The organism is bacterium (genome assembly GCA_029210965.1).
Lineage (GTDB): Bacteria > BMS3Abin14 > BMS3Abin14 > BMS3Abin14 > BMS3Abin14 > JALHUC01.
In genome coordinates this window covers 18,354-36,671 of the sequence record JARGFZ010000011.1, presented here as the reverse complement: position 1 = coordinate 36,671, position 18,318 = coordinate 18,354, and the positions used below count along the sequence as shown (strand labels likewise).

Genomic DNA, 18,318 nt, shown 5'->3' with positions numbered 1-18,318 from the left:
CAGTAGATCAAAAACAGGCCCGCAGTAATTTCGGGTTTCCTAGAATTCCACGTTAACGACCTTGGAAAAATAGTTCACGTTTCCCACTTTGTCCACCGCTTCCACCACGATAACGTTAAACCCGCGTTTTAAAAAGAGGTCATGCACGAACTCCCCACTCTCGTCTATCTTTACAGGAATGCCTCCTACAAAGATCCTGACATCCGGGTCAGTTCTTCCTCTCAGTTCGAATTTGTCGCCATCCTCTACGGTGTCACTATTATAGTTAACCACAAGGGTGGGCAGTTCGAGGTCCTAAATCAAACGAAGGTGCCGTGCACGGCCGAATGCACCCTCTCCGTTGCTGCTGACGGAACTTACTCGCCAGTAATAATCCCCCTGGTTCAGGTTCCCGTGGAAAAATTGGTTATCCTCGAACCTGCCTTCGTAGAAAATATCCTGGTAGCCGGGATCCCTTGCCAGCACAAAGTGGTAACCTTGGACATTGCCGCCCTTGTGCCACCCAAAGGACACTCTGGGTGGGATGTCACGGACGGTAAATGTCTCATCGTTTGCCGGAGAGGTCAGGGCTGGCGCCCGGGGCGGCGGACGGAGGTAAACCAGCGCTTTGCCAGGCTGGATCTTGACGACCTGGTCGGTGCCTACTCCTATTGTCTTTCCATCAATAAGGAAATCAACGGTTCCCTCGTGGACGGTGAGAATGGAGGTGTCATCAGGCCCCACTGACATCTGAAATTGGGATGGCTGATCCTTATTGCCCCTGGAGGGGGCTCGAGCGACAACCCCGGGTGCGATAACCTCAAGGTTGTAATTTTCCTGATCCTGTATCCCTATCCGGCCGTTGAGCTGCCCGTTCACCAGGACTACGGTCATGTGGTTTTCCCGGATGAAAACGTCCCGTTCCAGGCTCCTCAATACGATGAGGGAGTTTTCATGAAGTTCCAGGAAGTTGCCCTTTTTAAAGAAGACGGTGGCGAAGCTTTTTCTAAAGCTCTGGATGGCGTCCCTGTCGTGAAAGGTCATCCCCTTTTCGGCGCCCTGCCACGCTATCTGGTTGGCGCGCTTTGCCTTCACCTGGTTGTTCAAGCTGGAGAGGACAGCGGTGACTGTGTCTCCGTCGCCAAGACCGAACTCTCCTGTGCCTGTGTTTAATCGAAGTTCCCTCGATGCGAGATGATCACTGTAAGGTGAAGAGTCTTGCGCCCCTGGTCTGACAAGGTTCAGAAGTTTAAGACCAGTGGGAAACACCTTATTGAGAGTAAACAGGATCGCCAGGAAGAAAAGCAGGACGAGGGACAGCACAAGTATCGCTTCAACAGCTTTTTTGGTTGTGGTTTTGAAGGAAAACTTCATTTTGTACTCCACAGTGAAAGAAGCTTATCTGCACCTAGATTACAAATCTGTAACATGCTGGCACAGGTTTTTTCCTTTTCATACTTTTGAATTTTCTCGAGTTTTACTTGAAAAATGGTGCTGTTATAAGGTCAAAGGTGTTCGGGCTTTGACCGGGCCAACGTTATCTGACGTTATCAACAGTCCCTGGCGGATTCCGTGGAGTGTTCTCTGGGGTGTTGCCTCACCGGGGGAAAAAAGCTACAAATACTGTAATTGCAGTAATGAAAGAAGGTCAAGTCCGGAACGCAGGCTGCAAAGGGGCATGGGTCCCCTCATGGAAGGAGCATCGTGAAGGGTAAATTCAAGATCCTGGTTGTGGATGACGAGGAGATCATCAGGAGTCTGCTGACGGAGCACCTCACCGACGAAGGGTACAGCGTAGTGGCTGTTCCCAGCGGCGAGGAGGCGCTGGAGGTTTTTAAAAACGATCAGGCACATCTGGTGATCACGGATATCAGGATGGGCGGGATGAGCGGGGTCCAGCTATTAGAGGAAGTCAAAAAACTTGACTCTGATGCCATGGTCATCATGATCACCAGCCACGCCTCTTTAGATTCCGCCATCACCACCCTGCGCGCAGGGGCTTACGATTACATCTTCAAACCGTTCGAGGATCTGGACCTGGTCACCGAGGTCGTCACGCGCGCCATGGACAAGGTCGCCCTGCTCCATCAAAATCGTATGCTCCTGGAGGACCTGGAGCAGAGCAACCTGAGGATGGAGCAGTCCAACGAGGCGCTCAGGGAGCTGGCTATTCGCGACGGGCTTACCGGATTGTTCAACCATCGCCACTTCAAGGATGTTCTGGACAGAGAGCTTACCAGGGCAGAAAGGTACGATCGGCCCCTTTGCATGCTCATGCTGGATGTGGATCAATTTAAGAACTACAACGATACCCACGGGCATCCCGCGGGGGATGAGGTGCTAAAGACCCTGGCTGACATTATTACGACCCGCCTTCGAAACGTGGACACTTCCGCCAGGTACGGTGGGGAGGAGTTTGCGGTTTTGCTTCCTGAAACAGACAGAAAGGCCGGTACCCTGGTGGCTGAGGACATCCGGGCCCAGGTGGAGAACTACCCGTTCCAGGGCAGGGAATCACAGCCCCTTGGAAAAGTTACCGTCAGTCTCGGTGTGGCCGAATTTCCCGCAGACTGCGGGGATGCCTCTTCCGTGGTAGAAAAATCGGATGAAGCTCTCTACCGGGCCAAAAGCCGGGGTCGCAACCGGGTCGTTTGTATCACGCAGCAGGATTGATCCATCGATCTGGCGAAATACCGCCTGATAGGGTGACTCGGTGACGGGGAGACACGGCGTGGGGGCGAGGGAGCCTGGAAGCAAGGAGGTAATGCTCATGTATCCAGGTAACCGGGTATCCAGCCGAGATTGCCGCGCCCACTGAAAAGACACAGGGCTCGCAATGACATACGCTTATGTCATCGCGCTTGTCCACCATAGCTTTCTTGTCCGCCATAGCTCGAAGAGCGACGGTGGAAGCGAAGGTGGAAACCGTCACCTATGTGAAGCGATCTCGGGTTTTTGAGATCCGGGATCTGAGATTTAAAATTCGATTTTCTATCAGGGATACAGGGGATATAGGGGATTGAAAGAGCTAATATGGGCGTATAGGGGTGTCGGAGTGCCGGGGAAAGAGCGCAAACGTCTGGATAAGTCTACGGTGGGCAGTTTTGGGAATTCGGACATTGGATTTTATTTTTTCTCTGCACCCTGCACTTTGCACTCTGCACAGATTTTCCCCATCTCTTTCATCCCCTTCATCCCTGTTAAACTCGCCTTTGTGTTTTGGTATTGGAGGGTTAAAAGAGTTTGACAGGTACTGCAAAAGGGTAAGAGCACCTAGCCCGGACTATTCACGAGGTTCTTTTCCGTTCTGGCGGCGTTGCTGTGTCGTTCGCTTGTGCGGAATACTAAAGTATGCCTCCGCGCTCCCTGGACAGTCGCCTTGCCGGAACGAAAAACTCCTCTCGTGACTATGTCCGGACAACCCCGCATAATTCATGATGTTTATCGTGCCATTCCCATTTATCCATATTTGCCAAACAGTTAGCTCACATCTCATCACCATCATGAATAATGCGGGCTAGCGGGGAGGGAGCAGGGTGAAGGAGTAGATCAAGATCCTCATTGCCGATGACGAGGCAGTCATCAGGAACATGCTGAAGGAGCATCTCACCGACGAGGGGTTCAGCGTTGTTGCTGTCCCCAGCGGTGAAGCGGCCCTGGAGGTTTTCAGGGAGGATCCGAACCACCTGGTGATCACCGATATCAGGATGGGGGGGGATGAGTGGGGTCCAGCTATCAGGGGAGGTCAAAAAACTGGATGAGCATGCCCTGGTCATCATAATCACCAGCCACGCCTCATTAGACAATGCGGTGGCCACTGTCAAGGCCGGCGCCTTCGATTACATCTTCAAACCGTTCCAGGATCTGGAAACAGTCACCGAGGTCGTCAACCGGGGCATGCACAAGATCGCTCTTCTCCATGAGAAACGCGGCCTCATGGAGCATCTTGAGCAGAACAACCTGAAAATGGAGGAGTCCAACCAGGAGCTTAAGGAACTTGTCATTCGAGACGGATTGACGGGGTTGTTCAACCATCGTCGCTTTAAGGAAGTGCTGGACAGGGAGGTGGCCAGGGCAGCAAGGTATGAGCGGTCCCTTTGAGTGAAGAAGGAATAGGGAAGGAGGAATAGGGAAGGGATACATAAGTATCCAGGTATCCAGGTGTCCAGGGTCTAGTGTGTAAAGTGTCTGGAATAATCTCAGATCTCAAATCTCAGATCTCAAAATAAAATTTCTCTCGCTCGTTCGTCACGCCCATCAAAACACTGGCGTAATGACTCACTAGAGGCGCAGAGAACGCAGAGATAATCTGATCGATCAGAGTGAAATTTGAATATAAGGAAATAATTTTCCCCTGCGAACCTTTTTTCAGGTTTTCTCAGCCTGCCCTGAGCTTGTCGAAGGGCGTACCCTGCGGTAAAAAATATCGCATTTATGGTAACCGGTTTTTACCCCAGGTTGAAGCCTTCCTCTGCGTTTAGTCAGTCTTGAAGAAGTTCTTCAACAATTTTCGCAATATTCTCCGCTGTGAACCCGAACTTCTCCATGTTCAGGCCGCCGGGGGCGGAGGAACCGAACCGGTCGATGCCGATGATCCTGCCGTCGGTGCCAGTGTAGCGATCCCAACCGAAAGATGAGGCAGCTTCCACGGCGACTCGGGCGGTTATCTCGCGGGGCAGTACTTCGCGCTTGTAGGATTCGGACTGCCGTTCAAAAAGTTCAAAGCTGGCTACGTTAACGACACGGACGTGGATCCCTTTGGCATCCAGGATCTCCATGGCTTTCAGGGCCGGGTCCACCTCCGAACCGGATGCCATAATGATGGCTCTTTGATCGTACCCGGTCTCGGCGAGGACGTAGGCGCCCTTTTCTATTGCCCTTGCAGATGGGTGGACCGTCCGGTCGATGGCAGGCAGGTTCTGGCGGCTCAGGATCAGTGCGGTGGGTTCATTGGTCTCAAGGGCGATCCTCCAGGCCTCCACTGTCTCCGAAGCGTCGGCTGGCCTGATGTCGATGAGTCCTGGAATGGCCCTTAAGCCAGCCAGTTGTTCAATGGGCTGATGGGTGGGGCCATCCTCCCCGAGCCCTATACTGTCGTGGGTGAAAATAAAAGTGACGGGACATCGGGACAGGACCGAAAGCCTGATGACCGGTTTCATGTAATCCGAGAAGATCATGAAGGTGGCGACGTAAGGGTGCAGCGCGCCGTGGAGGGACATCCCGTTGGCGATGGCAGCCATGCCGTGCTCCCGGACTCCAAAGTGAAAGTTCCTCCCCAGCCTGTTTTCCTTCGAAAAGGTCCCTTCACCTGTGATCATGGTGTTATTGGAAGGGGCCAGATCAGCTGACCCTCCCATGAGCCTGGGCAGTATGGGGGCGAGGGCGTTAATGACCTTCCCCGAGGCCGACCGGGTGGCCATGCTTTGTCCGGACAGGTCGGGAAGGGCTTCCTGCCAGCCCTGGGGCAGTTCGGCGCTCCACATCTGTTTCCACATGGCGGCAAGGTCAGGGTGCTCATTCTGGTAGGCGGAGAAGATCCCCTGCCACGTGGCCTCTTCCTTCTTCCCGGTATCGGCCACCGTTTTAAAATGGGCCGCGGCCTCTTCCGGGACATAAAAAGATCGATCAACAGGCCAGCCCAGCTTCTCCTTGGTGAGGCGGATCTCCTCTTCACCCAGGGGAGATCCGTGGGCATCCGATGTGTCCTGCTTGTTGGGGCTGCCGTAACCGATGTGGGTCCTGACGGCGATGATGGACGGTCTGCTTTCCTCCCCCTGTGCCTTTTCAATGGCTCTGGCGATGGCATCGGTGTCGTTGCCGTCGGCAACTTCCAGAGTGTGCCAGCCGTAAGCTGAAAATCGACCCATTCGGTCTTCGGTAAAGGCGAGGTCGGTGGAACCGTCAATGGAGATGTGGTTGTCATCGTAAAGAACGATGAGCTTGCCCAGCCCCAGATGTCCGGCCAGGGAGCAGGCCTCGGAAGCGACACCCTCCATGAGATCGCCGTCGCTGGCAATAACGTAGGTGAAGTGTTCCAGGACTGCGTAGCCGGGCCTGTTGAACTTTGCGGAAAGGTGCGCTTCGGCAATGGCCATGCCCACTCCGTTGGCTATCCCCTGGCCCAGAGGCCCGGTGGTGACTTCAACGCCCGGAGTCTTGAAATTCTCCGGGTGACCTGGTGTCCTGGATTCCCACTGGCGGAAGCTCTTCAGGTCCTCCATGGACAGGTCGTAACCGGTGAGGTGAAGCAGGGAATATAACAGAGCGGAACCGTGCCCGGCCGAAAGGATGAACCTGTCCCGGTTGGGCCACTGGGGGTTTTTCGGGTTATGACGCATGAACCTGGTCCACAGGACGTAGGACATGGCGGCCGCTCCCATGGGCATGCCGGGGTGGCCGCTGTTGGCTTTTTGAACGGCGTCCATAGACAATGTACGAATTGTGTTAATGGCTAGAATCTCGATATTACTCATGAATTACTCCTTAATTTTCAATAAAAGTGTTGGTTCGGCCGTCAATAGCACGCTATCTACGTCGTAATTTCTCCTCGGTAATCCTCAAATATTTCAGAAGTTAGGGGCGGCCCTCAATAGCACATCATCTGCTGCGTTATCACCCTTCGGAAAGCCTCGACGTATGTCGGCATATACGCCTCCGGTTTCCTCAGGATTCTGGCCTTGCATCTGGACCCTTCCTGGAAGCTTTAAGGTCCGGTGCATTTGGGTTTTGGAATAGGGAATAGAAAATTAATTTCCCTGCTGTCTTCCTAGCAGGAGGGTGGTGGGGTGTCAAGAAGAGCAGAATGCAGAATGTAGAACGTAGAATAACAATAAAGGGCGGCAAAGCGTGGACTGAGGCGTGTTTCTAATCGTTTTTCATTTTTCAACTTCTGTGTTCTGCGTTCTGGGTTCTACATTCTGATCTCGAAATATCTCGATCCAATCGATCCACGACTCGGAAGCTTCCCCCGTGTTGTCCGAGTCGTTCATGAAAGCCAGACCGGCTGTTGCCGGGGGGTCCTCCCCAAACGCCTCACGATAATCCTCCAGGATATTACGCTCCTCGGTAAGCCACTGGCCGGCAAGCGCAAAACCGGATCGCAAGGGGATCATAATGGCTTCTTTGGCGAAGGGGTTGGGTATAAACCGCTGCTGGTGCTCCCGGTTGGCCCATATGTAGTTCAGGCTTGAATAGAAAGGGTATTCCCCGTAAAGGAGTTTCGCCAGCCCGTATTTGAACTTCTTTTTTACCCGGGGATCTTTGGTGTCGTACTTGAAAATGACGTAGATACGCACGGGATAATCGTCCCCCGCCTTTTGCAGGGCGTCCCCTTTGCTGTAAACATTGGAAACTTTCCAGCGCCATCGGATCAGGGGATACTCGTAAACATGGAATTCATTCAGCCAGATCATTCCTGAGGCCGAGCTGCTGCTGTGTGCCTTGACGAAACTCTCCCCGTCCTCCTGCTGATCCAGTGTGTAGGAGCTCATGTTTTCAATATTTCTGAACTTGAGCGGTTTCCACTTTTCCAGGGTATTGAACTCTTCTCTGAACAGAATTGCACCGGAAGGATCACCAAAGACCGGGGCGGGGGACTGCAGCACCCCTGAAGCCAGAATGGCCAGTGCCGCTGCCGCCATGGCGGCGCCCAGGGCTTGTTTTGACATCAGGTTGGAAACGCCCATTTTCACGATCAGGAACCCTTCCTCCTGGCCAAGGTTCTTAACATCTCCTTGGGATCGGTAGTGGGTGCGAGGCATGCGAAGTGTCTGCAGACATAAGCCGCGGCTTTGCCGTCCACGGTTTTCATGTCCGATGCGTAGGGGATAAGTTCCTGAACAACAGGGTCCGGTGCCCCGGGGTCAAACAGTGCAGCGGTGACGGCGGGCAGGTAAGAACGCTGCAGAGTGTGGATGAACTGCTTCGTATCATCCTTGTGAGGGTCTCCAACGATGATAACCTCCGCGGTGCCGTGCTGTGCCATATCAAGAGCGCTTATCATATGGGTAAAGCCGGCGGGGCCGGTTTCTATCTCTGTGGCAAAGGCCCGAAGGGTTTTGTGGGCCGCCTCCTCAAGGTCCTGGCGGGCAGTGAGACGGCTGAAACGGAGCAGACTCATGGCGGCCACTGCATTGCCCGAAGGTATGGCACCGTCGAAGGAGGGCTTCTGGCGGGTAAGGGGGGAGTCGTTATCACCGGGGGTGAGAAAGAAACCGCCGTTTTCAGTATCCCCGAAAAGGTCCACCATCTCTGAGGCAATGCTGAGGGCAAAAGTGAGCAGGTCTGCCCGGTATGTGTACTGGTGCAGTTCCAGAACGCCCCACAGCAGGTAGGCGTGATCATCCAGAAAGGCCGCCACCTCCTCCCCTTCCCTGTAATGTAGATGCAGCAGTCCCCCCTTTTTATCCATCAAGTTGCGCTGGATAAACCCGAGAGCCTTTTCGGCAGCGTCTGCGTAGGAATTTTCCTGAAAAGCTCCGGCGGCTTTTGCCAGCGCCGCTATCATAAGCCCGTTCCAGTCGGTCATGATCTTGTCGTCTCTCATGGGCCTGACGCGAGAATCCCTGGCAGCCATGAGCTTTTCCCTGACCCTGTTCAGGATCTTATCCCGGTTTTGCGTGCTCATTCCCAGACGTCCGGCAGAGTCATGGGCATCAAAGTTCAGGAAGAGGATGTTGCGCCCGGTGGGCTGCCCCGGTCCTGTGAGGAAGTTTCCGGCGTCCGACGTATTGTAGACCTCTTTGACCACCAAAGCCTCTTCCTCGTCCAGGAGTTCGTCGAGTTCCCCGGCAGTCCAGGTGTAGAATTTGCCCTCTTCTCCTTCGCTGTCGGCATCCTCTGCTGAATAAAAGCCCCCGTCCGGGGACTGGAGGTCCCGGAGAACATAGGAGAGGATCTCCTCGGCCGTCTCCCTGAACTGTTTCTCCCCGGTGGCGCCAAAAGCCTCGGTGTAGGTCAAGGCGGCCAGAGCCTGATCGTACAGCATCTTCTCGAAGTGAGGGGCGAACCACCTTTCATCTGTGGAGTAGCGGTGAAGACCGTATCCCATGTGGTCGTAGATCCCGCCCATACGCATGGCATCAAGGGTCTGACGGACCATGGCAAGGGCCTGCTCTTCCCCGGTCCTGCCCCAATACCTCATAAGAAACAGGAGGTTAGAAAAGACGGGGAATTTGGGGGCCGAGCCGAACCCGCCGTGACGGCTGTCGTACTGGTCCGCCAGGGAGAGATAGGTCCTCTCGGAAAGGTGGCCGCCGGGTGATGCTGGCAGGTCAGGGTCCATGAAGGCCTGAATTCCCTCGGATATCTCCCGGGCATTGGAGTACACTTTCTCTCTGTCACCTTCCCAAAGCTCACGGATCTCCGGGATGATCTGCATCATGCCCGGCTGGCCGTAACGATCCTCACGGGGGAAATAGGTGCCAGCAAAGAACGGCTCCCCATCCGGGGTCATGACGATGGTCAGGGGCCAGCCGCCCGAACCTGTCAGGAGTTGACAGACGGTCATGTAGAGGTGATCGACATCGGGACGTTCCTCACGGTCAACCTTTACGCACACGAAGGTCTCGTTCATCAAGGCCGCGACCTCCGGGTCGCTGAAGGACTCCTTTTCCATGACGTGACACCAGTGGCAGGTAGAGTAGCCGATGGACAGGAAGACCGGCTTGTCCTCGGATCGGGCCTTAAGGAAAACTTCCGGGGACCAGGGGTGCCAGTCTACCGGGTTTCCGGCGTGCTGGAGCAGGTAGGGGCTGCCGGATCCGGCCAGCCGGTTCGTTTTTACCTTTCCGGGATTATCCAAAATCACCTCCATGAGAAAGTCATTCAATAGTTTACCTGTATTCTGTAATCATAACCATTGATAGGGCAAACGCCTTTTTAACGCAGAGCGAAGATGGGTCATCGCGCTTGTCCGCCGTAGCCTTTGGCGAAGGAGGAAGCCGATACCATGCGAAGCGATCTCAGGCAAAACCTGTTAACAGGGATGAAGGGGATACAGGGGATGGAAAGAGCTAATATGGACGTATGGGTGTGGCGGAGTGTCGGGGAAAGAGCGCAAACGTCTGGACAAGTCAACGGTGGACAGTTTTTGGAATTTGGACATTATGATAACCTCTGCGCAACTTTGCGTTAAAGCTTTAATCGTTTTTTATTAGAATGCCACTGGATTCCGGGTCCTCGCTTTCACCCCCACCTCGGTCCTCCCCCCTCCGCAGGGGGAGGAAGAGTAAGGAACGGGGCTTATTGTTAGGCTCTGCCCGGAATGACGGAAGTGGTAGATGCGGTTCCCCTTTCTACTTTCCTTTGTTATTATCCTCCTCCGAAAAGGTGGATTCTGACCCATGATAAAAACGACCTTCATCCTCCATAACCTTTCCCTGGGCCTTTATGCGGCAGCGGCGATCTATTCAGCCGCGGCCCTGCTTGTCCGTCGGCTCCCCCTTTTCGTGGGAAGGCTGGCGGCACTTGCAGGTGTTGTGACACAACTGGTCCTTCTCGTTCTGCGCTGGAACGCCGGATCCCACCTGCCTGTCACAGGTCTCTTCGAGACACAGCACTTTCTGGCCCTTTGGGTGGCGGCTGTTGCTGTTTATTTCAGCTTTCGATACCGTGCCGACTCCTTCATGCCGGCGGCTATGGCGCTAACTGTGGCATCCCTGCTTTTTGCAGGCAAGGGTCCCATGAACGTCGCGCCCCTGACCCCCGCCATCGACACGCCTCTTTTCCTGATCCACGTTGCCACTTCTTTTGCCGCCTATGGCTTGTTCGGTATTGCCGCCCTCATGGCGATCTACAGGACTTTCCACTGGCCAGGTTCGCCCCTGGGGAACGAGCGCCGGATGATGGACGAGAGCCTGTATATCGGCTACATACTTTTCACATGGTGCATGATCGCCGGGAGTCTCTGGGCCTATCTGGCATGGGGTTCCTACTGGACATGGAGGATCAAGGGGCTGTGGTCGTGGATCCTGTGGTTCTACTATTCGGGAGTGCTTCATGTCCGGAACCGGCCCAGATGGCAGGGGTGGCCCCTGAACGTTCTTGCAGTGGCCGGCTTTATCCTGGTTCTGTTCACCTATCTGGGTCTGGGACTTCTGTTTACAACCTCCCACCCCCTTCTTCCGGAGTAGGATGCCCCGGAAGGAGAGTTCCACGTTCCACCTTCCGCGTTCCAGGTGTGGGGAGCATAACAGGAAGTGTACTAGTCGTATTGGGAGATCGATGATGTTGAGGAAACCTGGTTGAAATGAATGAACCTGGAACCTGGAACATGAAACCTGGAACTGAAAACCGCCCGCATATAGCGATAGCGGCCAGATTGTGGGCGGTTTTAGTCCACCCGGTGACCTTCGTTGTCCTGTCCATCTTGTGGTGTGTGGACCTGGCCGGGGGCTCCATAGCAGCCTATTTCAACGATCCCCAGTTCTGGCAGAAGATGGACTCCTACCCCTTCAACCTGTGGATGAAACAGGTCGCGCCGAAGACCTTCCCGGTGTCCCTCTGGGTGTATATCCTCGTGGCCCTTTCCTACATCATGGTCATCAGCCTTCTCCTGTGTACCGTCAACTGGTTCGCAAAGAGAAGGAAAAGGCTAAAAGGGTACGGAGAGGTCCTTGTCCACCTGGGGTTTCTTTTGATCTTCGCCGGGTTCGTTCTGGGAAGTTCCCTCGGCACCCGCACGAGGGTTGTCCTTGAAGCTGGCCAGGTGGTGCCGGTAAAGGAGATGGGAGTTTCCCTGAAGCTCAACGATCTCGAGGTCGTACAATCCCCGGGCGGCCGGCCTATGGATACCCTCAGCGATGTGACCGTTTTTGAAGGGGACAGGGAGGTCGCTGCGGGAACTATCAGGACCAACCACCCTCTTCTTCACGGCAGTACAGTCATATACCCTCCTGACGATTACGAACAGGGTGTGACAGGCGGTGTCCTTGGCACCTCCACCTCCGGGGCGATGACAGTCAAAGCAGGTCAGGATGCTTTTCTGAAGGATGGACGCACTCTTTCCATCGGTGGCGTCCTCCAGGAGGGTCAGCGAAGGGGAGGAACTGTTGGCCCGGGGATCCTTCTTCTCCTTCGGGACAGGGGTGGGAGGGTATCCGGTTCAGCCTACCTTTCCAACGCTCCCGGGATGCAAAGTTCGGCTTTGCTGGGAGGTATCCAGATAACCCTGGGTCAGCTCCTTGATTCCCCCCGCGGCGTCTTCAGGGTCCACTACGATCCGGGTGTGTGGCTGGTGATCCTGGGTTCGGTGATCCTGGCTTTGGGGACTGTCTGGGCACTTGCAGGGTTCCTTGGGATCATTCAGGATCCCTCTCGGGATCCTGAATGATCCCAGTGGCTAGTGTCTGGCGTCTAGGGTCTGGAGGGACAGGGCGAAGGGCGGCTCGCCTGACTCGCCAGGTGCGCAGGGCGGAGAGATTAGGTTAACGTCCAACGCCCAATGTCCAACGGTGTCATTGCGAATCACGCCATCGGCGTGATGAAGCAATCTCAGGCATCGGGATCGCTTCACACAGAATGCGGTTCGCGATGACAAACGACAAAGCAGTATCACCCAAAGATGAGGAGAAAAAACAAGTGTGCCCTCATTCCACCTCCCCTATTCCATATTCACCATTCCAGCTTTCCGGAGATCTGAGATCTGAGATTTGAGATATGAGATATGAATAAAACACCCCCCGATTGGAACAACATCGATACGGTCCTGCTGGACATGGACGGGACCCTTCTGGATAAACATTTTGACGACCACTTCTGGGAGGAGTTCGTGCCGGCGCAGTACGCCCTTAAGAACGGTATCTCCGGAGAAGAGGCCGTAGAGGAACTCATGCCCCGCTACAGGTCCCAGGAGGAAACTCTCGACTGGGCCAACCTTGACTTCTGGTCCCATCAACTGGACCTGGACATCCCTGCTCTGAAAAGGAAAATTCAGCACCTGATCGCTATCCATCCCAACGTTATCGAGTTTCTGGAAAGAGTGAAAGCCGCGGGCAAAGAGATTTTCATGGTGACTAACGCCCACGGTAAGACCCTGGACCTTAAAATGGAAAGAACGGCGCTGGCTCATCGGTTCGACGGCATTATCACCTCCCACGAGATAGGCATGCCCAAGGAGGATCCCGCCTTCTGGGACAAACTGCAAAAGGTCGTTCCCTTCAACCCTGAAAGGACCCTCCTTGGCGAGGATACGGAGGCCGTTTTGCGGTCGGCCTACGGATACGGGATTCGCTATCTGGTGTTTGTTTCAAACTCCAGCAGCGCCAGGTCACCCCTGGATTCCGAGAGCTTTTTCTCTGTCCGGGACTTCGGGGAGATCATCCCTTAAAGAATGTAGAACGTAGAACGTAGAATCGATAAGCTGACTGCTGGAACCTGTACCCTGGACCCTGTACCCCTTACTTTCACTTTCTACCTTGAACCTTTCCCCTTTACCCTTTAACCTTTAATTTATGGTTGGCAAACTTCCTTCAAAAACTTTCACCCGCAAGCAGTTGAAGTGGGCTAAAGACCATGAGCTTCTGGTCTACAGGACTATGCATGAAGATCGAAACCGCAAGCAGGTAGATGTCCTTCAAAGGAAGCATTTCGGGGCCTGGCAGGATGTTTTTTCCTCCCTGGATAAATGCCGTGGGAAGGTCATGATCTGTCTTCTTGGCAAGGTCGTGATCGGCTATCAGGCCTTCACGCCTGATGCATCCAAGGGAAGCCCCTTTTCCCAAGACAAGCAGGTCATGAGGTTCACTTTTGTTGTTGTGAGGGAGGATGCCCAGGTAAAGTCCCGGGGGCTGGGGATAGGGATTGAACTCCTCAAGCGTACCCTTGACATCGCCTGGACCAGGGGATACGACGCGGTGTACAGTTATGCTACGGCCTATGAGCTGATGGTAGCCTCCGGTTTTGTTTCCCATGGCGGGGAGAGTATCTTGACCGAGGCCAAGTATGTCCGGGATTTTGACCCGGACCAGGCGCCGTCGCTGTTGTTTGTAATAGAGAAACCGGAAGGGTATATCAGCATATATTAGGTAGGGTTAATGCGGCTCACGATAAGGGCCCATCTGTCCCGCCGATGGCGGGATCGAACGGCTGGACTCTTCTCCTGAGCCTTAATGCCAGTCAAAATCCTACGGACTCGAGCCGTTCGTTACTCCCGCAGCCTCCTAATATATGCTGATATCGGAGTGGGTGAGGGGGCGAAAGGGTGAGGGACGAATGGTCTTGAAACTTGCTATGCCACGTAGATAGCCTTACGCTCCCACGCTCCTCCGTTCCCGTGTCCCTGCTTAAGGTAAAACCGCCGGGACCGTCATCATCCCTCTCGACTTCACACTCAGTGAGAACCGATCGCCCAGGGACCCTTTAAGCCGGTTCAAAGCGGCGAAGGCCTCGTCCGCTTCATTGAAAAGCCCCAGTTCCCCGAAAACATTTCCGTCGGCGTCGGTAATAAGCCTGGGAGTGATCCCGGTATCGGCAGCTTTTTCGAGGAGGATACAGATCTGATCTCCGTACAGGGGAAGGGTCCGCACAGAATACTTCTGCTCCTCCCTCATGGCCGGCATACGGCTCAGCATCACGTCGACGACCAGTCGGGGCGGGGATGTAAGGGTGAACACCTCGAACTCAACGGGGCGGGCAGGGATAATTGTGAGGTGCTGCCCTCCCTCGCATTCATCGAAAATGTCGACACCGGATATAAGCTTGCTTTTCGTGAAAAGGTCCCCGGTGAAAAGGGAACCCTCACTCCTGGTCTTTGAACCCGGCAGACGTATGGCCATTCCCATGGGGTAGAATTCGGTCTCCACCTTCATTCGGGGGAGGTCCTCTCCACTGTCTGGTTGGGGCGAACGGAACTCCAGAACGATCCGTTCAAAATTATGGTGATCCCCCCATCGGATCTGTTCGAGGGTGTACCCTGTTCCGGTCCCCCCTGTGTACTGCAGATTGGAGGCGAATCGGTTGCTCTTGGTGAACGGAAGGGGGCTGCTTGAGTGAACCGGCAAGGCCGCCGCTGTCAAAGCGATAAACAGGACCCCTGTGAATATGTAAAACCTCATCATGTGCTCTCCCCTGATCTGATTGGCTGTTTACACCAATATATCACGGACTGAAGCGAGGAAGAACCGTCTGGGGTGGGGCTGGATGGAGAATGTTGAATGTAGAACGTAGAATATTCTGATCACCGACGCAGAATAAGATCATAAGCTTTCGTCATTCCGGGCAGAGCCTAACAATAAGCCCCGTTCCTTACTCTTCCTCCCCCTGCGGAGGGGGGAGGACCGAGGTGGGGGTGAAAGCGAAGACCCGGAGTCCAGTCGCATTTGTTACACTAGTGCCACTGGATCCCGGATCACGACTTCGTCGCGTCCGGAATGACGAAGAGAGAGGATTTTACTAATCGCGAATCAATAATAATGACTCTGTCCCTTTTGGACATTAGACTTTGGGCTTTGGACCGGGGTTCTAACTGTGCTACCTAGATGCTGTGGAGCTATTTATCACTTTCATTAGCGTCGTGTCTTTTTTGTGGTGGGCGGAGCTTGCCCTTGAGTGGTGGATAGCCGCCAGGGTGGGACTGGACCTGGCCGATCTGCCTCAGCCGTCGGCCAATGTGAGCCTTTCAGTTGTCGTTCCGGCCCGCAACGAGGAAAAGAATATCGAACAGGCTCTGGGGAGTCTCCTTAAGGCCCTTCCAGAGGGCGGGGAGGTGCTTCTCGTCAACGACCGATCAACAGATGGAACCGGGGTCATCGCTCACCGTCTCGCAAGCCAGGATGCCAGACTTAAGGTGATGGACATAACCAAGGTGCCCGAGGGGTGGCTGGGGAAGACCCACGCCATGCAGGCGGGTTACAGTGTGACCACCGGGGAGTTCATCCTTTTCACCGATGCGGATGTCGTGTTCCAGCCGGGCTGCCTGGCGCGGGCAGTCCAGTTTTGCAAAAGTGAGGGGATAGACCACCTGGTGGCCACGCCCCTTATGGTCACAAAGAGTTTCTGGGAACGGGTTTTTGTATTACATTTTGCCATCTTGCTTATGTCCCGGTTCAGGATCTGGAGAGCATCCATCCAGGGTTCAAGCTTTTTTGCCGGTATCGGGGCCTTCAACCTGGTCAGACGAACAGCCTATGAAAAAGCCGGTACCCACTCGGCCATCAAGGGAGAGGTGGTGGACGATCTTCTCCTGGGTCGCCTTATCAAAAGGTCCGGGGGGAAACAGTATGTCGTCTCCGGAGAGCGCTGCCTGCAGGTCAGGTGGCACGAGGGGTTAGGGGGCCTCATAAAAGGTCTGGAGAAGAACGCATTTGCGGGCTTCGATTACAGTCCGGTTCTTACGGTGATCGGCTGCATTGCCCTGATACTGATAACCGCAGTACCAGGACTTTTACCCTTCCTTCATGTGATCCTTCCGGAAAGCGGGATCAATATCCCTTCTGTGGCAGCCGGTGCGGGGGTATGGGTTTCCTTCGCTTTCCTTTATGCCCTGGCTTCTCGAGGTATGGGGGTCAGCAGATTCTATTTTCTGACCTTCCCTGCCGGTACGATCCTTCTCGTATGGACCATCATCCGTTCCCTGGTTCTCTACTATGTCCATGGGGGGGTGAAATGGAGGGGAACGGTTTATCAAAGAAAGGAAGGAGGAAGAAAATAACGAATAGTGAAGGAGGAAGGTGGAAGGTGGAAGAACGGCAAGTGCAGTAGTGCATAATATTCATGCACGAAAGCCTCACCATAGGTGCGGGTGCACTTTTGCACTGAATTTCGTGTCTTCCCCCCTGATTTAACGTTTTCCTTCCGTCTTCGTCATGCGACTTGCGTGACTGCGCCATGACAAGCTGCGGCCCTCTGCGGTGCGACCATGATCGGTCGCTCTGCGAAACTCTGCGTTAAAGCTTTAGTCTCTTTTTATAAAGAGCGGGATCGCTTCACATGGGTGACGGTTTCCTCCTTCGCCAAAGGCTACGGCGGACAAGCGCGATGACCCGTCTTCGCTTTCAGCTACGACGTGGCAAGCAAGTGCGACTGGACTCCGAGTCTTCCCTTTCACCCCCACCTCGGTCCTCCTCTCAGGAGTCCTCTTCCGAAATCTTCCCCTCCCTCGAGGGGAGGGGATTGAGGGGAGGGTGAAATCCTATCCTACATTCTGAAGCCCCCCTCAGCCGTCTTCGCATTAAGCTACGCCGTGCCAAGCAGGGGGAGGAAGAGTAAAGAAATGGACTGTTGATCGGCCCGGAATGACGTTGTTTGTGGTAGGTAATCTGATACTTGATCAAAGGGTGGTTTTGACAGGATTTACATGATTAACAGGGTTTTTTACCAAACCTGGTCCTGTAGATCCTGTTGATCCTGTCCAGAAAAAGGTATTCTCAGTGTCCTCAGCCTGCCCTGAGCTTGTCGAAGGGCGAGAGACAGCACCTGTCGCTTTCATAGAAACCACGTTTTTGGCTTTGAATCTTGTCCTTTCGCTCAGTCGCTCAGCCTGCCACGGTGAAGTCCGAAGGACGAAGACGGGTCGCCAAGTCAAGGGTTTCTCCTGCGTTCAGCGTTCTGCATTCTGCGTTCCCATTTTCCACCTTCCTCCTTCATCTTCCCCCCTTCCTCCTCTCCAACTTTGACACCTTTTCAAGTTTTCTATGAAAAAATTGCGGGTCTCCCCATGGATCGATCCGAGTCTGTAGCCCTTTAAATTACTAAAAAAGTTACGCTTTCGTAACCTGTTGTTACTTTGATTTTCTGAAAACCCCTAATATCCAAGGGATCCCGAAAACTGACAATTTGTCAGTTTCCATATTCAGTAACCCCTCTGAAGTTGGCACACCTATTGAATTTAGTGACCGCGATAACAGTATGCATATTCCATCCTCAAAATGGGGTTGAAAAAAGGAGAGAACGAAGATGAAAACGGAGATCGCCAGAAAAAATTGCAGGTTAAAAGCTCTGATCACAGGTACGCTGATATTCCTTGTCAGCCTGTCCCTCATGGGCTGCGGCGATGTGGCCAGTGTTGGGGGTATCGATACCGGAGGTGGGGGGACAAACAGCCTCATGCTCAGCTGGGCAGCTCCCACCACCAACGAGGATGGCAGTCCCCTTGATGATCTGGCCGGGTACAAACTTCACTACGGGACACAGCCTGGACAGTATACCCAGGTTGTCACGGTTGGTTCCTATACGACGGCGGAGATCGGTGATCTTGGAACCGGGACCTATTATCTCACTGTCACGGCTTACGACATTTACGGCAACGAGAGCGACTTTTCCAACGAGATCAACTACACCTTCAATTAAATAAACCCAGTCTGCAGTTAAAAACGGGACCGCAGTTTTCTTTCACCGCGTGTC

General features: G+C 54.1%; 15 protein-coding genes. 8 read left to right on the top strand and 7 right to left on the bottom strand.

Annotated elements, in window-relative coordinates; translation table 11 throughout:
- Nucleotides 1–39: 39 nt before the first annotated feature.
- Together P1S59_06400 and P1S59_06395 are read right to left on the bottom strand one after the other, a co-directional pair.
- On the bottom strand, nt 40–273 hold the full coding sequence (locus P1S59_06400; GenBank protein ID MDF1525880.1) for a hypothetical protein: 234 nt from the start codon (nt 271–273) through the stop codon (nt 40–42).
- Nucleotides 274–294: 21 nt separating this feature from the next.
- A complete protein-coding gene (locus P1S59_06395; GenBank protein ID MDF1525879.1) occupies nt 295–1,353 on the bottom strand; it encodes a hypothetical protein in 1,059 nt (352 codons plus the stop codon).
- A gap of 330 nt (nt 1,354–1,683) precedes the next feature.
- On the opposite strand from P1S59_06395, the gene P1S59_06390 reads away from it, so the two are divergent.
- Entirely contained in the window at nt 1,684–2,652 is a 969-nt protein-coding gene (locus P1S59_06390; protein MDF1525878.1) for a diguanylate cyclase, read from the top strand.
- An 812-nt stretch (nt 2,653–3,464) separates the two neighbouring features.
- Here P1S59_06390 and P1S59_06385 read toward each other — a convergent pair.
- On the bottom strand, nt 3,465–3,665 hold the full coding sequence (locus P1S59_06385) for a hypothetical protein (protein MDF1525877.1): 201 nt from the start codon (nt 3,663–3,665) through the stop codon (nt 3,465–3,467).
- A 31-nt stretch (nt 3,666–3,696) separates the two neighbouring features.
- Between P1S59_06385 and P1S59_06380 the strand changes: the two genes are divergently transcribed.
- On the top strand, nt 3,697–4,080 hold the full coding sequence (locus P1S59_06380; protein MDF1525876.1) for a response regulator: 384 nt from the start codon (nt 3,697–3,699) through the stop codon (nt 4,078–4,080).
- 380 nt (nt 4,081–4,460) lie between these two features.
- Here P1S59_06380 and tkt read toward each other — a convergent pair whose 3' ends face one another.
- From tkt to P1S59_06365, 3 genes are all read right to left on the bottom strand, one after another.
- Complete coding sequence (gene tkt / locus P1S59_06375) at nt 4,461–6,452, bottom strand: transketolase (GenBank protein MDF1525875.1); 1,992 nt, start codon at nt 6,450–6,452, stop codon at nt 4,461–4,463.
- A gap of 402 nt (nt 6,453–6,854) precedes the next feature.
- A complete protein-coding gene (locus P1S59_06370) occupies nt 6,855–7,664 on the bottom strand; it encodes a DUF3047 domain-containing protein (GenBank protein MDF1525874.1) in 810 nt (269 codons plus the stop codon).
- 8 nt (nt 7,665–7,672) lie between these two features.
- Complete coding sequence (locus P1S59_06365; GenBank protein MDF1525873.1) at nt 7,673–9,781, bottom strand: thioredoxin domain-containing protein; 2,109 nt, start codon at nt 9,779–9,781, stop codon at nt 7,673–7,675.
- 541 nt (nt 9,782–10,322) lie between these two features.
- Between P1S59_06365 and ccsA the strand changes: the two genes are divergently transcribed.
- The 4 genes from ccsA (at nt 10,323) to P1S59_06345 (ending at nt 14,003) form a co-directional block, all read left to right on the top strand.
- A complete protein-coding gene (ccsA, locus tag P1S59_06360; protein MDF1525872.1) occupies nt 10,323–11,111 on the top strand; it encodes a cytochrome c biogenesis protein CcsA in 789 nt (262 codons plus the stop codon).
- 140 nt (nt 11,112–11,251) lie between these two features.
- Entirely contained in the window at nt 11,252–12,310 is a 1,059-nt protein-coding gene (locus P1S59_06355; protein ID MDF1525871.1) for a cytochrome c biogenesis protein ResB, read from the top strand.
- A gap of 333 nt (nt 12,311–12,643) precedes the next feature.
- Complete coding sequence (gene yrfG, locus P1S59_06350) at nt 12,644–13,306, top strand: GMP/IMP nucleotidase (GenBank protein ID MDF1525870.1); 663 nt, start codon at nt 12,644–12,646, stop codon at nt 13,304–13,306.
- A gap of 124 nt (nt 13,307–13,430) precedes the next feature.
- Nucleotides 13,431–14,003 carry a hypothetical protein gene (locus P1S59_06345; GenBank protein ID MDF1525869.1) on the top strand — a complete coding sequence of 191 codons (573 nt, stop codon included), beginning with the start codon at nt 13,431–13,433 and terminating at the stop codon, nt 14,001–14,003.
- A gap of 258 nt (nt 14,004–14,261) precedes the next feature.
- On the opposite strand, the gene P1S59_06340 is transcribed toward P1S59_06345, so the two are convergent.
- Nucleotides 14,262–15,035: a hypothetical protein gene (locus tag P1S59_06340; protein MDF1525868.1), complete on the bottom strand. Its 774-nt coding sequence runs from the start codon at nt 15,033–15,035 to the stop codon at nt 14,262–14,264.
- A 464-nt stretch (nt 15,036–15,499) separates the two neighbouring features.
- On the opposite strand from P1S59_06340, the gene P1S59_06335 reads away from it, so the two are divergent.
- Nucleotides 15,500–16,627 carry a glycosyltransferase family 2 protein gene (locus P1S59_06335; protein MDF1525867.1) on the top strand — a complete coding sequence of 376 codons (1,128 nt, stop codon included), beginning with the start codon at nt 15,500–15,502 and terminating at the stop codon, nt 16,625–16,627.
- Nucleotides 16,628–17,871: 1,244 nt separating this feature from the next.
- On the top strand, nt 17,872–18,264 hold the full coding sequence (locus P1S59_06330) for a fibronectin type III domain-containing protein (GenBank protein ID MDF1525866.1): 393 nt from the start codon (nt 17,872–17,874) through the stop codon (nt 18,262–18,264).
- Nucleotides 18,265–18,318 lie beyond the last annotated feature (54 nt).

What these genes read in the sequence shown, in the direction of transcription:
- P1S59_06395 (MDF1525879.1), bottom strand. Translation starts at nt 1,353, where the DNA reads ATGAAGTTTTCCTTCAAAACCACAACCAAAAAAGCTGTTGAAGCGATA.
- P1S59_06380 (MDF1525876.1), top strand. Translation starts at nt 3,697, where the DNA reads ATGAGTGGGGTCCAGCTATCAGGGGAGGTCAAAAAACTGGATGAGCAT.
- tkt (MDF1525875.1), bottom strand. Translation starts at nt 6,452, where the DNA reads ATGAGTAATATCGAGATTCTAGCCATTAACACAATTCGTACATTGTCT.
- P1S59_06370 (MDF1525874.1), bottom strand. Translation starts at nt 7,664, where the DNA reads ATGGGCGTTTCCAACCTGATGTCAAAACAAGCCCTGGGCGCCGCCATG.
- ccsA (MDF1525872.1), top strand. Translation starts at nt 10,323, where the DNA reads ATGATAAAAACGACCTTCATCCTCCATAACCTTTCCCTGGGCCTTTAT.
- P1S59_06355 (MDF1525871.1), top strand. Translation starts at nt 11,252, where the DNA reads ATGAAACCTGGAACTGAAAACCGCCCGCATATAGCGATAGCGGCCAGA.
- yrfG (MDF1525870.1), top strand. Translation starts at nt 12,644, where the DNA reads ATGAATAAAACACCCCCCGATTGGAACAACATCGATACGGTCCTGCTG.
- P1S59_06345 (MDF1525869.1), top strand. Translation starts at nt 13,431, where the DNA reads ATGGTTGGCAAACTTCCTTCAAAAACTTTCACCCGCAAGCAGTTGAAG.
- P1S59_06340 (MDF1525868.1), bottom strand. Translation starts at nt 15,035, where the DNA reads ATGATGAGGTTTTACATATTCACAGGGGTCCTGTTTATCGCTTTGACA.
- P1S59_06330 (MDF1525866.1), top strand. Translation starts at nt 17,872, where the DNA reads ATGAAAACGGAGATCGCCAGAAAAAATTGCAGGTTAAAAGCTCTGATC.